At 40.6% G+C, this 15,513-nt stretch carries 16 protein-coding genes and 3 tRNA genes; 15 read left to right on the forward strand and 4 right to left on the reverse strand.

The genetic code is table 11. The annotated features are described in order from the left end of the window. Positions 1-17: 17 nt before the first annotated feature. Both metG and folD read right to left on the reverse strand, forming a co-directional pair. Positions 18-2,060: a methionine--tRNA ligase gene (gene metG / locus CYQ88_RS03260; RefSeq protein ID WP_101839917.1), complete on the reverse strand. Its 2,043-nt coding sequence runs from the start codon at positions 2,058-2,060 to the stop codon at positions 18-20. 242 nt (positions 2,061-2,302) lie between these two features. Continuing rightward, a complete protein-coding gene (gene folD / locus CYQ88_RS03265) occupies positions 2,303-3,157 on the reverse strand; it encodes a bifunctional methylenetetrahydrofolate dehydrogenase/methenyltetrahydrofolate cyclohydrolase FolD (protein WP_101839918.1) in 855 nt (284 codons plus the stop codon). A 173-nt stretch (positions 3,158-3,330) separates the two neighbouring features. Between folD and CYQ88_RS03270 the strand changes: the two genes are divergently transcribed. The 3 genes from CYQ88_RS03270 to CYQ88_RS03280 all read left to right on the forward strand — a co-directional run bounded on the left by CYQ88_RS03270 (position 3,331) and on the right by CYQ88_RS03280 (position 3,668). Then, positions 3,331-3,407, forward strand: a tRNA-Pro gene (locus CYQ88_RS03270). An 81-nt stretch (positions 3,408-3,488) separates the two neighbouring features. Further along, a tRNA-Arg gene (locus tag CYQ88_RS03275) sits at positions 3,489-3,565 on the forward strand. Between the two features lie 27 nt (positions 3,566-3,592). Then, positions 3,593-3,668, forward strand: a tRNA-His gene (locus CYQ88_RS03280). A 189-nt stretch (positions 3,669-3,857) separates the two neighbouring features. On the opposite strand, the gene CYQ88_RS11700 is transcribed toward CYQ88_RS03280, so the two are convergent. After that, complete coding sequence (locus CYQ88_RS11700) at positions 3,858-4,085, reverse strand: helix-turn-helix transcriptional regulator (protein ID WP_101839919.1); 228 nt, start codon at positions 4,083-4,085, stop codon at positions 3,858-3,860. A 351-nt stretch (positions 4,086-4,436) separates the two neighbouring features. On the opposite strand from CYQ88_RS11700, the gene CYQ88_RS03295 reads away from it, so the two are divergent. From CYQ88_RS03295 to CYQ88_RS03310, 5 genes are all read left to right on the forward strand, one after another. Continuing rightward, positions 4,437-5,741, forward strand: coding sequence for a site-specific integrase (locus tag CYQ88_RS03295; RefSeq protein ID WP_101839921.1), 1,305 nt, complete (start codon positions 4,437-4,439; stop codon positions 5,739-5,741). Next, a complete protein-coding gene (locus tag CYQ88_RS03300) occupies positions 5,738-6,076 on the forward strand; it encodes a hypothetical protein (RefSeq protein WP_101839922.1) in 339 nt (112 codons plus the stop codon). The genes CYQ88_RS03295 and CYQ88_RS03300 overlap by 4 nt, the downstream gene beginning before the upstream one ends. Next, positions 6,076-7,038, forward strand: a complete 963-nt coding sequence (locus tag CYQ88_RS03305; protein ID WP_101839923.1) for a TraI domain-containing protein — start codon at positions 6,076-6,078, stop codon at positions 7,036-7,038. Before CYQ88_RS03300 ends, CYQ88_RS03305 begins: the two co-directional genes overlap by 1 nt. A 424-nt stretch (positions 7,039-7,462) precedes the next feature. Continuing rightward, the gene (locus CYQ88_RS11490; RefSeq protein ID WP_158235998.1) at positions 7,463-7,624 is read left to right on the forward strand and encodes a hypothetical protein; all 162 of its coding nucleotides are present in this window, start codon (positions 7,463-7,465) and stop codon (positions 7,622-7,624) included. 48 nt (positions 7,625-7,672) lie between these two features. Continuing rightward, positions 7,673-7,945 carry a transcriptional regulator gene (locus CYQ88_RS03310; protein WP_101839924.1) on the forward strand — a complete coding sequence of 91 codons (273 nt, stop codon included), beginning with the start codon at positions 7,673-7,675 and terminating at the stop codon, positions 7,943-7,945. Positions 7,946-8,020: 75 nt separating this feature from the next. Here CYQ88_RS03310 and CYQ88_RS11495 read toward each other — a convergent pair whose 3' ends face one another. Next, positions 8,021-8,179, reverse strand: a complete 159-nt coding sequence (locus tag CYQ88_RS11495; protein WP_158235999.1) for a hypothetical protein — start codon at positions 8,177-8,179, stop codon at positions 8,021-8,023. Positions 8,180-8,227: 48 nt separating this feature from the next. On the opposite strand from CYQ88_RS11495, the gene CYQ88_RS03315 reads away from it, so the two are divergent. The 7 genes from CYQ88_RS03315 to CYQ88_RS03345 all read left to right on the forward strand — a co-directional run bounded on the left by CYQ88_RS03315 (position 8,228) and on the right by CYQ88_RS03345 (position 15,396). Beyond that, entirely contained in the window at positions 8,228-8,614 is a 387-nt protein-coding gene (locus CYQ88_RS03315) for a hypothetical protein (protein WP_101839925.1), read from the forward strand. A 133-nt stretch (positions 8,615-8,747) separates the two neighbouring features. Continuing rightward, positions 8,748-10,622, forward strand: coding sequence for a copper resistance system multicopper oxidase (locus CYQ88_RS03320; protein WP_101839926.1), 1,875 nt, complete (start codon positions 8,748-8,750; stop codon positions 10,620-10,622). A gap of 27 nt (positions 10,623-10,649) precedes the next feature. Next, positions 10,650-11,357, forward strand: a complete 708-nt coding sequence (locus tag CYQ88_RS03325; protein WP_101839927.1) for a copper resistance protein B — start codon at positions 10,650-10,652, stop codon at positions 11,355-11,357. Positions 11,358-11,429: 72 nt separating this feature from the next. Then, the gene (locus tag CYQ88_RS03330) at positions 11,430-11,861 is read left to right on the forward strand and encodes a c-type cytochrome (RefSeq protein ID WP_101839928.1); all 432 of its coding nucleotides are present in this window, start codon (positions 11,430-11,432) and stop codon (positions 11,859-11,861) included. 158 nt (positions 11,862-12,019) lie between these two features. After that, on the forward strand, positions 12,020-12,247 hold the full coding sequence (locus CYQ88_RS03335; RefSeq protein WP_101839929.1) for a hypothetical protein: 228 nt from the start codon (positions 12,020-12,022) through the stop codon (positions 12,245-12,247). After that, entirely contained in the window at positions 12,240-14,591 is a 2,352-nt protein-coding gene (locus CYQ88_RS03340) for a heavy metal translocating P-type ATPase (protein ID WP_101839930.1), read from the forward strand. The genes CYQ88_RS03335 and CYQ88_RS03340 overlap by 8 nt, the downstream gene beginning before the upstream one ends. A 307-nt stretch (positions 14,592-14,898) precedes the next feature. After that, the gene (locus CYQ88_RS03345; protein WP_233188798.1) at positions 14,899-15,396 is read left to right on the forward strand and encodes a cytochrome c; all 498 of its coding nucleotides are present in this window, start codon (positions 14,899-14,901) and stop codon (positions 15,394-15,396) included. Positions 15,397-15,513 lie beyond the last annotated feature (117 nt).

The raw sequence follows: 15,513 nt of genomic DNA on the forward strand, positions 1-15,513 counted from the left end.
ATGATAAAGCTCTTCTGTTATTTGACACGCATCCCAGGTGTAGCACCGTCGTCGGGGTTGAGTAAAAATAAATCTTTTCCACCCGGTCCTGCGGCTAAAACCATTCCTTCTGAAAGGCCGAAACGCATTTTTCGAGGTTTTAGGTTGGCAACCATCACGGTATGCTTACCAATCAACTCACTTGGGTCGTAAGCGGACTTAATGCCAGCAAACACTTGACGCTCACCCAAACCGATATCAAGGGTTAATTTGATTAGTTTATTGGCTTTTGGCACGGATTCAGCGTTGACGATTTTAGCAATTCTCAGGTCGATTTTGGCAAAGTCGTCAAATTCGATTTCATCTGAAATGGGATCCAAATCCTCCGCTTCATTATTCTGGTTTCCTTCTTTAGGCGCTTGAGCAGCAATATCGGTTTTGGAAGCGTCCATCATTTTGGTCAAACTTTCTGGTTCGATCCGAGTCATTAACGGTTTGAATTTGGTAATGGTATGGCCGACGAGTGGCTGTTCAATATCGTGCCATTGTAATGAAGAAAGTTGTAAAAAATCGGCTGATTTAGCTGAGGTTGTCGGTAAAACAGGCGCTAAATAAGTGATTAGTACTCGGAATAGATTGATACCTAAGCTGACTGATTCGTGCAAAGCTTCCTGCTGTTCTGGGTCTTTGGCCAATACCCAAGGCGCAGTGTCATCAATATATTCATTCGCCTTGTCAGCCAAGCCCATAATCTCACGCATGGCTTGAGCATATTCGCGTTTTTCATAGAGTCCAGCAATGTCCTCTGACTTGTCGATAAAGGACTGATAAAGTGCCAACGCAAGAGGGGACCAAGTTTCACATAGTTTGCCATCAAATTTCTTCACCACAAATCCGGCACAACGGCTGGCGATATTAACCACTTTACCAATTAAATCGGAATTGACGCGTTGTGCAAAGTCCTCTAGGTTTAAGTCAATATCATCAATCCGACCATTCAATTTGGCTGCAAAGTAGTAGCGTAAATATTCTGGGTTAAGATGATCCAAATAGGTTTTTGCCATAATAAAGGTGCCACGGGACTTGGACATCTTCTGGCCATCAACGGTTAAAAAGCCGTGTGAAAAAATGGCATTTGGTGTTTTAAAGTCAGCACCCGAAAGCATGGCCGGCCAGAACAGCGCGTGGAAATAGATAATGTCTTTACCGATAAAATGGTAAAGCTCAGTGTCAGCATCTTTGCCCCAGTATTGATCAAAGTCCATGCCCTTACGGTCACACAACGCTTTGAAACTGGCCATATACCCAATCGGTGCGTCTAGCCAAACATAGAAAAACTTATCTTTTTCGCCAGGAATTTCAAACCCAAAGTAGGGCGCATCTCTAGAAATATCCCAAGCACGCAATCCTGATTCAAACCATTCGTCCAGTTTATTGGCAATTTGAGTTTGTAAGTGACCTTTGTGTGTCCAAGTTTTCAACTCATCTTCAAAGTGTGCAAGCTCAAAAAACAGGTGTTCCGTTTCTTTTTCAATTGGCGTAGCACCTGAAACCACAGACTTAGGATCAATTAAATCCGTAGGGCTATAAGTCGCACCACAAGCTTCACAGTTATCACCATATTGATCGGTTGCCTTACATTTTGGACAGGTACCTTTGATAAAACGGTCTGGCAAAAACATCGACTTTTCAGGGTCGTAGAATTGGGTGATGGTTTTTCGAGAAATATGATTTTTGGCTTTTAAACGTTCATAAATGGTCGTTGCAAAATAATGGTTTTCTGTCGAGTGGGTGCTGTGATATTGATCAAAAGCAATGTTAAACCTAGCAAAATCCTGCTGATGTTCTTCTGAAATTCGAGCAATGAGCGTCTCTGGTGTAATGCCCTCTGCTTGAGCACGAAGCATAATCGGCGTGCCATGTGCATCATCGGCGCAAACGTAATAACATTCATTGCCACGCATTTTTTGAAACCGTGACCAAATATCCGTTTGAATATATTCAACAAGATGGCCTAAATGAATAGGGCCATTGGCATAAGGTAAGGCGCTGGTAATGACGATTTTTCTTGGTTGTGGCATGACGAAACTCTTGCTATAAAAATAATCGGCACATTATACGCTTTTTCAAGTCATTTGGCTTGGGATATCCCAAATTAGAACACTAAAAAATACCCATAAAAATAGTAGTTAATTCTGAGGCTTGGTTTTTGAGTTTAGATTTTGAGAAGGAGCGGAGGGAGGTCGTGGATACACACCCAAAAATGAAAAAGCCCGGTCAGAAAATTGACCAGGCCTGGTTGTTTTAACGGCGGATCTGACTGTTAAGCTTTAACGCCGTAAGCAGCCTGTAAGGTGTTTTGTAACAAGGTTGCGATGGTCATGGGACCAACGCCACCAGGAACCGGGGTAATCCAGCTCGCTTTTTCTTTAGCGATATCAAACTCGACATCTCCAACCAATTTTCCGCTTTCAAGACGATTCATGCCGACATCAACAACAATTGCGCCTTCTTTGACCCAGTCGCCTTTGACCATTTCAGCAATGCCAACCCCAACAACCAGTATGTCAGCTTCAGCGACTTTCGATGGCAGATCCTTCGTTGCGCTGTGACACACCGTGACGGTTGCACGGGCATTGAGCAGTTCTAGAGTCATTGGCATTCCGACAATGTTTGATGCGCCGACAACAACGGCATTGAGTCCGCGCAAATCAATTCCTGTTTTTGCCAACATGGTCATGACGCCATGCGGTGTACAAGGTGCCAATGCTGGCATTCTGGTTGCTAAGCGTCCAACATTGTAAGGGTGAAATCCATCGACATCTTTTTTGGGGTCTATGCGTTCAATCACCACTTCAGAGTCAATATGTTTAGGAACAGGCGATTGAACAATAATGCCATGTACATCTTCACGGGCATTTAACTCGTCAATGATTGAAAGTAATTTTTCTTGTGTGGTTTCAGCAGGTAGTACCATTGATACGTCATTAAACCCAGCTTTTTCACAAGCAATCTTTTTATTACGAACATATATCTGTGATGCAGGGTCTTCGCCTACCAAAATAACGGCCAGGCCTGGTGGTTTTTTGCCGAGAGCAACCTGCTTTTCGACTTCTGCTTGAATATTCGCTCTTAATTCTAGTGCGATGGCTTTACCATCTAAAATTTGTGCTGACATGATATTATCCTAAAGCTAAAGAAAGGTAACGATTTGAATTGTCGATATAATACAACAATCATGGCGAGGAATCATTAATATCCTATTTAAGCCATTTGAAAAATAAATTCATAATTTGCATTTTTAATGATTGACAGCCATAGCTCTCATCTATAAAATACGCCGCATCTTTTCGGAGTATAGCGCAGCCTGGTAGCGCACCTGTTTTGGGTACAGGTGGTCGGGGGTTCAAATCCCTCTACTCCGACCAATTTTCTGATTGTTGTGAAGCATTGGCTAAACAGTACTCAAAAAAACTGCGAGTTAAATCGCAAACTCCCAGCAAGACTGAGCGCCCATAGCTCAACTGGATAGAGCATCGCCCTTCTAAGGCGAGGGTTTCAGGTTCGAGTCCTGATGGGCGTACCATTACAATTTAGATTTAATTACACCATGGCGGATGTAGCTCAGTTGGTAGAGCCCAGGATTGTGATTCCTGTTGTCGCGGGTTCAATCCCCGTCATTCGCCCCATTTTTCAATAAGTTACAAATTATTAACTCCATCTATACATTTGTAATTTATCTCAAAGATCTACTTCAAATCAATAAATTCCTACCACCTTTATAGAATCAAAAAATTGTATTCGTATCTATTAGATAATTGCTTCGTGCCCAAATTGTGCCCAAATTGTGCCTATTTACATTAAATTGATCTTCGCCCTTATATATCCTCTCTAATATACTTCATTAGGTCTTCTACTTCACAATCGAAAAACTTACACAATCTGTCAATATTTTCTGTTGTTGTGCTATGTCCAGGATGATTCAATATTTTTGATAAAGTCATCCTGTTGATATTGGTTTTATCAGATATTTCCTTGACGGTAATTCTTCGTTTCTCACTGAACTCTTTTTCAGCAATCATTTCTTTTAGTTTAAATCTAATCATCGAAGTCCAAATTGATAATATTTATTATCATAAAAGTTGACATTGGCTTTAAATGTGATATAAATAGTACATAGTGATAATATAAATTATCATTTGACGCTTTATATTTCTACATTGAGGTTTGAATTATGAGTTTAACATATCTAACAACGACGGAGTTAGCCGTTCGTATCAAGTATCACCCTCGGACTATTCGTGAGACTCTACTTGATAAAGTTTTATTCGAAGGTCGGCATTATATTCGTCCATTTCACCAACGTAAACTTTTGTTTATTTGGGAGCATATTGAAAAGGACATGAAGGAAGTGCACGATACATTCGAAATTCCTATGGCCAATGGAGGTTACTGTTATGGCTAGTATTAGAAGTAGAGAAGGAAAACTTTTTTTCGATTTTTATTATAGAAAAAAGCGGTGTCGTGAATTGACTCTATTGTCATCAACGCCATCTAATCAGAAAAAACTGGCTCAGGTTCTAAGGAAAATTGAAGCTGAGATTGCACTGGGAACATTTGTATATAGCAAATACTTTCCAAACAGTCCAAGAGTAGCAGAGTTCGAGGAAATGGATCGCATTTCTAAGCGTAAAGCTGGAAAAGGGCAGTTGTTTTCAGAGTTCGTCGCTATTTGGTATGAAGAGGTAAAGATTGGCTGGAGAGACAGCTACGATCAAACCGTTGTTAAAATCTTAAATGGCCGAATAATGGAGACTTTCGGTGATATGGATGTCAGCGAAATCACCAAAGCTGACCTTTTACAATTTCGAGCACGTCTTGGGGAAGAACCGGGTCGAAATGGTAAAAAGATGTCACCTTCACATATCAATCGACATATGTATCTCATGCGTATGATTCTTAGGGAAGCCGCTGACAGGTTTGATTTTAATACGCCTTTCAAAGGAATAAAAGCGTTACGAAACAATAAACCTGATATTCATCCATTTAACTTGGAAGAAGTTAATAAAATCATTAATGGTGTGGATCCTTGGTATCGATATTACTATACGGTTCGGTTTTTGACCGGAATGCGTACTGGCGAAATTGATGGTCTAAAGTGGAAATACGTTGATTTCGACAATCGTCTAATCAAGGTACGAGAATCACTGGTTAAGAATAAACAGACCTATACCAAAAATGATTTTTCGCAAAGAGACATTGAAATGTCATCCACTGTTTTTACCGCCTTACAAGAACAATTCAAACGCAGTGGCCATTTGGACTATGTGTTTGTTAATTCTCGTGGGGATCATTTCAATTATCACAACATTTCTAGGCGCATCTGGCACCCGCTATTAAAAGAACTGGGTTTAGAAAGACGAAACCCTTATCAAACTCGACATACGGCTGCCACGCTATGGTTAGGCGCTGGAGAAAATCCAGCCTGGATTGCAAAACAAATGGGGCACTCAACAACCGAGATGCTGTTTCGGGTATATGCGCGTTATGTACCTAATTTAACCCGTAAAGATGGCTCTGCCATGGAGAAACTCATTTCCGGTTCGGTAGTGGTTAATAGTATTGACGATGATCTAAATACAAATCCATATCAAGACAAGTATGCAGATCAAATAGATTCTGGTTTGGATGAATCTCACGATGAAAGTTTCTGGGGTCAGCTCTTAAACTCAGAATCGTCTGAACTAGGAGGTGAATTATGATGCCACTTTCTAATGACTATTCTCATCGTTTTTCAAGCAACTCAACCCCGAGCATGAACTCCATTGCTGGTATTTATCCTGATTACCAGAATATACCTGACATTGAAGACCCTAGAATGGTCAAACGGTTGATTAATAACTTAGCCTATTTATTCAATATTGAAGGGGGAGATTATTTAACGTTTATTCTTGGATATGGTCATTGCACCAGAAATGAAGATGCCTTGCGCTATTGGGTGATTGATCAATTACAAGATATTTCAATCAACCAAGATGATGTAATGAATGTTCTAGTCGATCACTTAAGAACTGAGTTAATGCGGGAGGATTTTTAATGGAAGATTTAACCTATGAAAATGCACTTTCATATCATGATAATGAAATCCAAATAAGCCGCACTGAAAAAACTCATTTTGGACGAACGGGATTATTTAGTTCGACCTTGGGCTATCCAACCCCACAAGTGAATTACATTAGCTTAGTTAAGTCGGATGGTTCTACCCGTGAATTTTCGGTGTGTCTTGATACTTATTCATCAATCAAGCATCAACAAGAATCAATCGACTTAAAACCAGATGAATACATGTATTTATGGGTATCAGAAAATATTTATGGAGAAGTTGAACAGTGGCGGTTATTTAAAAGCTGTTTAACAATAGATTACCTAAGCAAGCTTTATCAAAAAAGCTATCACTTCGATTCTGTCATTCAACTCATCAACTTGATTGAAAATTTACGGGTTCAGAGCTTAAGATCTTTCTGTCTTGAGATTTTGCTTGATCAAGACTTGATGGGAAAATTCATTTCAATTGGTGCAAGCAAACATCATCACCATAGCTTTCCAGGAGGGCTATTAATTCACTCGTTAGAAACGGCAATGATTACCGCTCAAAATATCAAACTGTTGCCTGATGAATTTTCTGTACATGAGAAAGAAGTAACCATTGTTGCGGCACTGTTTCATGATATTGGAAAAACCCTAACATTGGGCACTCAGGTTCATACGAACCTAGGCCACATGGTTCATCATGACAAATTAACGCTGCTAGTATTATCTAATGCTTTAGTGCAACTTAATATGACCTGGCAGAAGGGTGCTGAAACACTGCAATATTTATTGACCTGGAATCCGAGTGATCACTATTGTAAATTTGTTGGAGGCAATATCATCAAAACGGCAGATCAACTCAGTACGAGCTGGTCTTTAAGGCGCATGGCCTTTGCGGATAAACCACAGTACTTTAACTTCTCAAGCATCAGGACTGGCCACAAGACGCATTATGTAAATAGGTTGTAAAGAGTATTGCAAAAATAGAAATGATTGAGCGCCTGAAAGGGCGCTTTTTGCTTAAAAAAACATCACTTCTATTAACTCATTAATTCTAAGTGCAATTATTAATGTTTCCCCAAAGTTATTAACAGAAAATGTTAACAAAGATTGCTAAAACTGACGGAACAAGAGGTTTTCGAAAACTATCTAATCTTTTAAAGCCCGGCGGTAAATTAGTCATTACGCTTCGACAGGGGGGATCATCAGATAAAAGGGTTATGCGCTGACTTTCTATTGAGGAACTAAAAGCATTATCCAATGATTTTGGTTTGGCTTTACCGGAAACAATTACTGACAGTGATCAACTAAACCGTCCAGAAGTCAGTTGGAAACTGCTGTTTTGCAATTGCCTGACGATGGTTCAGGTGCCTTCCTAATAATTAGGAATATCTTGCTTAATGATTTTAAGTCCTCGACCTATAAACAGGTGTTGGTTCGAGTTTTACTCAGAATCGCAGATGGGCATCCAGGTGTAGTGATTGATGTATTTATGAGAAAGCAGAGGTTGGTGATAGAATTATCAGAATCAATTTATCGTTTTGATTTTCATTAGTTTTTGAAAGATTTTGTAAAAAGACGATACTTCAACAAGGATATTGTGATGAGTTTAAAAATAGACGCGAAAATTCAAAAATGGGGGAGTGGGCTTGGCTTAAAGATTTCTGGTCCTATGAAAGATATTCCACACTTTTTTGAAAATACCCCAGTAACTGTAGAGGTCTTTGAGGATGGATTTACGATTAAAAAAGTAACACCTCCCATTGCGATTAACCTACCGTACTCAGAAGAACAACTTCTTGAGGGGCTTAACCCTTATACCGCTCATGCTGATCTTTTGGCAACCCCATTAGATAGCGAGTGGTTGAATGAATAACCGTTTTTGGTCATACTCCATGTTAAGGTCTGAAAAATTGGCTCTGCACTGTTAACCGTGCAGAACCATGGATTATTAATACGTTAAGGAATAAACGGTTTTCCCTGCTAGACCAGAATGGGAATCAATATAACCACCTTCTTCTTTTCTTGGGAATGCTTTTATTTTAATATTTTTATTTTTATAATTCATTGCATTTGCTGTCATTAATGGAGTAAGATGAAATACATTCATTGTATTACTGTTACCTAGAGCGGCAATAAACCTTAGGAAGCGCCCTAAATGTTAAAACGTTTATTTTTAGTCATTTTTATTCTTCAAAGCTTCGCAACAACTGCGTATGCGGGGATGGATATGTCTAATTTAAACCAAGCTGACAAAATCAAAATGCAATTTATGCACCAAGTCATGGACAAGAATAATATCCATTCATCTGATGGCGCAGGGCAAAACTCTAAAATCCATTCGATGATAGATTGCAGTGAATGTGATCAGAATTCAAATTGTCATGACTTGATGTGTAGCTCTATTCACGCAACAACTGCATTTTATCCACAAAAAGAGATGAGTATTACAGAAGTGTTAGTGGGAGGCTTTTTAAAACCGAATCTAACCATTCTAGTTCAATACTCTAATTCCCAGCCAGAAACTCCGCCACCTTCCATCTAACTCGGGCGAAAAGCGTTCAAATAGATGCTGGCTGAGCTTACCTCTTTCTAGAAAAAAGTAGCCATTCTGTTGATTTAGCGCTTTCGCCTTAAAAATTAATCCCGTTATTGATTATTTTTTTAAGGAGTTAGAGATGACTTATTCTACTAAAAATACACAAAAAACCATTAGCCGCCGTCAATTTGTACGCGGACTTGCTTTAACCTCTATTGCAGCGGCAGTTGCTTCACATATACCTAGTGCTTTGGCATATAAGGATACACATTCTCACGATTCCAGAACCGATAATCCAAAACAGCCTGTATTGTCAGGAACCGAGTTTGATTTAACCATTTCAGAAAAAATGGTCAATGTGACAGGCTCTCCCAAAATGGCAACATTGGTGAATGGTTCATTACCTGCGCCGACCCTAGTTTGGAGAGAAGGCGAAACAGTGACGTTGCGGGTTAAAAATGAACTGTCTGTCGATAGCTCAATTCACTGGCACGGTATTGTTTTGCCCTCCAACATGGATGGTGTGCCAGGTTTTAGTTTTGATGGCATTAAGCCGGGTGAAACCTATACCTATCGATTTACTTTAATGCAAAGTGGCACTTATTGGTACCACAGTCACTCTGCCTTTCAAGAGCAAACGGGACTGTATGGGGCAATTGTCGTGTTGCCGAAAAAAGAAGAACCTAGGCATGTTCACGCCGATTATGACCATGTTATTCAATTATCAGATTGGTCTGATACAGATCCAGAGCAACTTTACGCTAATCTTAAAAAAATGGGGAGCTATTACAACTATAACAAGAGAACTGTCAGTGATTTTTTTAGCGAAGTGAAAGAAAAAGGGTTTTCAAAAGCATGGTCAGATCGATCTATGTGGAACAATATGAAAATGTCAGATCGTGATTTGTCAGATATTTCTGGTGCAACCTATACATATTTAATGAATGGTCTATCGCCAAATGCTCATTGGAGAGCAGTGGTTGAGTCAGGTAAAAAAGTCCGGTTACGCGTTATTAACAGCTCTGCTATGACTTTCTTTGATGTTCGTATCCCTGGACTGAAAATGACGGTTGTTGCAGCGGATGGTAATCTAATCCAACCGATTGTGGTAGATGAATTTCGTATCGGTGTTGCAGAGACTTACGATGTTATAGTGGAAGCAGATACCAATAAACAATCATATGCAATTTATGCTCAAGCTATTGACCGTTCTGGTTATGCAATCGGATCAATCACTTCTGATGCCTCAAAAATAGCGGCTACTCCAGCAATGGATCCATTACCAATTTTAAGTATGACCGATATGGGGATGGATCACTCAATGCCTGGAATGAATCACAGCAATCAAGCTATGTCTAGCCGCATGTCAATGGGAGGCATGGATCACCGTGGTCAGGAAGTTAGGGATGACAGTCATTCAAAACATGCTCGCAATATGTCGAGTATGAATGTCAATTTGGATGAAATGCAAATTCCAATGGATATGAATCCAAAACTGCCTCTTATTGAGGTGCCTAAAAAAGAAGGCCCTCAAATCGACATGCGTGCTACTGGTGCAAAATATCGTTTAGACGACCCGGGTGTTGGCCTACGCAATAATGGGCGCAAGGTTTTAACCTATGCCGATTTAAAAAATCTTTATCCAACTCGCCATGCCCCAAAGCCTACTAAGGAATTGTTATTGCACTTAACGGGTAATATGGAGCGTTATATGTGGTCTATTGACGGTATTCCTTTTGATGAAGCGCCACCATTGAAGTTTAACTACGGCGAGCGCATACGCGTTACCTTTATTAATGACACTATGATGAATCACCCCATGCATTTACATGGAGTATGGAGTGATTTAGAAACAGGAGATGAAAATCATATACCTAGAAAACACACCATCGTTGTACAACCAGGTGCAAAAATAAGTTATCGAGTGACCATGGATGCTCGAGGAGACTGGGCTTATCACTGCCACATGCTTTATCACATGTTGGGAATGTTTCGACGTGTACAAATCCGGTAGTCAAACTCAATTTCTAGGAGAAATAAAATGAAAAATTCAGTCAAAAAATATTTTAAGGCCATTTTTGTCTCATCAATCCTGGTTACTTCACAGGTTTATGCAACTGGAGAGAGAGACCCTTTATTAACTTACTTATTAATGGATCAGATGGAAATCAGTAATCAATCGAATAACCCAGTCTCTTGGGACGCGATAGCCTGGGTAGGCAAAGATTGGCATAAATTTTATCTTAAAACAGAAGGGGAGATTGTTCATGGTCAAACAGAAACCGAAAATCAGCTTCTTTACAGTCGCCCCATTGAAAAATTTTGGGATATTCAAATGGGGCTAGGTTATGACACGACTCCTGAAGAAAGCAAAACATGGGGTGTCATTGGTTTACAAGGGCTTGCCCCTTATTTCTTTGAAACCAATGCAGTCATACTGGCAAACGATAAAAATATGGGCTTTAGGCTCGATACTGAATATGAAGCGTTGTTTACCCAAAAGTTGATATTAACCCCAAGCCTAAAATTAAGTGCGTATGCCTCTGATGATGAATCTATGGCAATTGGGTCTGGAGTGTCATCGACTGAATTGGGTTTGCGTTTACGTTATGAGTTCTCCCGAAAATTTGCGCCCTATATCGGCCTAAAGTTTAACCAAAGTTATGGAAAAACAGCCGACTATACTAAATCCGAAGGTGGAAGTTCATCTGAAGCAAGCCTTGTGGCTGGCTTAAGATTTTGGTTTTAATTGAACACTTTAAATGATGTTTATATCGGGCTTGCTCACTTTTAAGCCTGATTATTTAAATAGGAAAAGAAAATGAAATTTTTACTAATTATTCCACCACTGTTGCTACTGATGGCATGCTCAAATAAGAAGGTAGAACAGGTTGATCCTCCTGAAAGATGGTATTCCAGCGAACATGTGAAATTAGGACAAAACGTATTTATGCAAAATTGTGCGGTTTGCCATGGCAAGCAAGCTCAAGGGCAGGTTGATGACTGGAAGCAAATTTTAGCAGATGGCGGTAATCCAGCTCCTCCTTTAAACGGAACAGCTCATGCATGGCACCATTCTTTATCAAACCTTTTAAGAACAATACAAAACGGAGGGGTTCCGTTAGGAGGAACAATGCCAGGGTTTAAAGGGAAACTAAGTCAGTCTGAACAACTAGCAGCAATTGCGTATTTTCAAAGTCTTTGGTCAGATAAAATCTACAATGCTTGGCTCGAGCGCGATGGGTTTAAATAGATGGTTGGACTGTCCAGGTGTAACAAAAACTTCAGCTGTCATAATTGCGATTATTGAACAGGTTTTTCTGAAAAAGAATCAAAACAACCGTGCGATCTGGTCAGAAGCTTCATTCGCACCATCATTAATAACTTTTATTGAAAGCGAGGTAACAAATTATGATGATAGATACTGTTTTTAACAACACTTTCTTTGGCGGGCACGGGGTGTGGATGCTTGTGGTTTTTGCCGTGATTATTATTCCCTTTTGGCGAATTTGCCAGCGGATAGGCTATCCAGGTTGGGTCAGTGTATTGATATGGATTCCCCTGGTTAACATTATTTTTATTTACTTTATTGCATTTTCCGATTGGACAACAAATAAAGCAGGGGAGCACCATGACTGAGCATCAACACGAACATTGCAAACATGATAGTCATGAAGGGCAGGCTGCTAAGGATCCGGTATGTGGCATGTCAGTAGACCCGAATACAGCTAACCATCAAAGTATGTATGAGGGTAAAACATGGTATTTTTGCTCTGCTGGGTGTAAATCCAAATTCAACAAGCATCCAGAGCATTATCTTAGCGACAAACAAGAAACTCAAAACTCTGTCGCGCCAGGTACGATTTATACCTGTCCGATGCATCCAGAAATTCGTCAAGAAGGCCCAGGCGATTGTCCTATTTGCGGAATGGCTTTGGAGCCAGAGGAAGTCAATATAATAGAAGGAGCCTCCGAAGAGCTCAGAGACATGACCCGTCGATTCTGGATTGGCTTAGTTTTGACCTTGCCAGTGCTAATACTTGAAATGGGCGGTCACTTTTCGGGGTTGGCTGAGAGGTTTCCTGCGCAAATGTCTAACTGGATTCAATTGGTATTGGCCACGCCAGTGGTCGTTTGGGCTGGATGGCCTTTTTTTGTCAGGGGTTGGAAGTCCATCGTTAATCATAACCTGAATATGTTTACCTTAATTGCAATGGGTACGGGGGTCGCCTTGATATACAGCCTTGTGGCTACGTTAGCACCTCAAGTTTTCCCTGTTGCTTTTCAGCAAAAAGATGGTTCGGTTTCGGTATATTTCGAAGCAGCAGCAGTCATTGTCGTATTGGTTTTGCTTGGGCAGGTGCTCGAGTTACGAGCGCGTGAAAAAACCTCTGGAGCGATAAAAGCCTTGATGGATTTGGCCCCCGCAACCGCCAGAAAACTCGATGATGAAGGCAGTGAGTCTGAAGTTTCATTAGATCAAGTTGAGGTTGGAGATCGCCTGCGGGTCCGCCCTGGGGATAAGGTGCCGCTGGATGGTGAATTGCTTGAGGGGCACTCTTATGTGGATGAGTCCTTGGTAACCGGTGAGCCTTTAGCTGTAAACAAGCAAACAGGAGATCAGGTCATTGGCGGCAGTATCAATCAACAAGGTAGCTTTATCATGCGTACCGATAAGATTGGTCGAGATACTATGTTGTCTCAGATTGTTCAAATGGTGGCTAGTGCCCAGCGCAGTCGAGCTCCAATTCAGGGGTTAGCTGATAAAGTGGCTGGCTGGTTTGTTCCTATTGTGATCTTGGTTGCCGTGATAGCCTTTATAGTATGGTCGTTTGTTGGTCCATCCCCCGCCATGGCGTTCGGTCTGATCGCAGCGGTGAGCGTATTGATTATTGCCTGCCCCTGTGCATTAGGGTTAGCGACACCGATGTCAATAATGGTGGGTGTGGGACGTGGCGCTCAAAGCGGTATATTGATCCGAGATGCAGAAGCCCTAGAGCGTATTGAACAGGTAGATACGGTGGTGGTGGACAAAACGGGCACGCTAACGGAAGGTAAACCTCAGGTCACCAGAATTGTTCCTGCAGAGGGATTCAACAAGGAAGAACTGATGCGGGTTGTTGCTAGTTTAGAAATAGGTAGTGAGCACCCATTGGCACACGCTATTCTAGATAAAGCCAAAGCTATGAATTTGAGTCTGTCAGATGCTCAAGATTTTGATTCACCTAGCGGTAAAGGGGTTTCTGGCAAAATTGATGGTCAAAAAGTATTAGTCGGTAACCGGATTCTGATGGAATCAGAAGGTATTGATACAGCGACCTATGAGGGGGATGCTAACCAGTTTCGAATGGAAGGGGCGACAGTGATTTTTACCGCTATTAATGGCAAAATTGCTGGGTTGATTGTCATTGCTGATCCTATCAAGGAAACCACGCAAGAGGCTATTTTATCTCTCCAAAATGAAGGTATTCGAGTGGTTATGCTTACGGGCGATAATAAAACTTCAGCTGAAGCAGTGGCTCGTAAACTGCATATTGATGAGGTCGAGGCGGAAGTTCTGCCAGAAAACAAGAGCAAAATTGTTCAGCGATTAAAAACTGAAGGAAGAATTGTGGTTATGGCTGGTGATGGTGTAAACGATGCGCCGGCTCTAGCAACTGCAGATGTCGGTATTGCTATGGGTACTGGGACTGATGTCGCCATGGAAAGTGCTGGTATAACTCTGCTTCGAGGTGATTTAATGGGTATTGTTGAGGCGCGTCACTTATCTCTTGCAACTATGCGTAATATTAGGCAAAACCTGTTTTTCGCTTTCGTATACAATTTTGCAGGTATCCCAATTGCAGCAGGGATTTTGTATCCGTTTGCGGGCATACTTTTATCGCCAATATTCGCTGCTGCTGCCATGTCAATGTCTTCGGTCAGTGTGATTACGAATGCGTTGCGGTTGAAAGTAATTAAGTTGGGGTCAAAAAGTAGTTAGAAATGAACAAACTTCAAGCTTATAAAGTAAGGTTCACCAATTTGGTTACATTTCCCTCTAACGGTGTTTGTTTTAGTCGCCACCTAGGCAAACTACGTTTCTGGTGATGGTGTTTGTTGCTTTAATGGATCAGTTTTTTGCTTTCGAATCATTAACTCAGTAGACAGAACCAGTATCCGTGTTGTGATAGGGGAAAAGACTTTTATTTGGTGTTTATGCATTGTTTTATGTCTAGCTATCCTAGTTAGGAAGCAGGTGATGATTGACCTGAACACTTTCAACTTTAGGTGTAAAAAATGATGAGAGTATGATTTTAAATTTTAATTTGAAAGGGTTTTACATGAAGTTTTTGTCCATTGTTCCAGGTTTCTCCAAAGATCAAATTTTCTGGTGCAAACTTTTTTTTGTACCTATTTTTTTAATATGTATTTCAAGTTCAGCCTCTGCTCAGGATATGTCGCGCTGGTATTCGAACAGTGATGTCAAAGCAGGGAGACTTCTCTTTAAACAAAAGTGCGCTAATTGTCATGGAGAATATGCTCAAGGATTAGTAAAAAATTGGAAGAAAAAAGTAAATGGCCATTATCCGGCTCCGCCATTAAATGGAACAGCGCATGCATGGCATCATTCAATGAATGTGCTAGAAAGAACTATTATCCGTGGCGGAGTTCCACTTGGTGGCGTTATGCCGGCGTTTAATAACTCGCTATCGCCTAAAGAAAGAAAGCAAATCATTTCATACTTTCAAAGTTTTTGGCCTGATGAAACATACAAAATATGGATTGAACGCGGTGGACTTAATTAAAAGCATCAGCATAAAGATATTATCTTCAACAAAAAATCCAAAACCATTAGCCCTGTGACAGTATTAGGCACTCAAACTTATAGAATTATTTTGCACAAACTCGAAGGGTGGATATCA

This window comes from Hydrogenovibrio sp. SC-1 (genome assembly GCF_002848135.1).
In the GTDB taxonomy this organism is placed as follows: Bacteria; Pseudomonadota; Gammaproteobacteria; order Thiomicrospirales; family Thiomicrospiraceae; genus Hydrogenovibrio.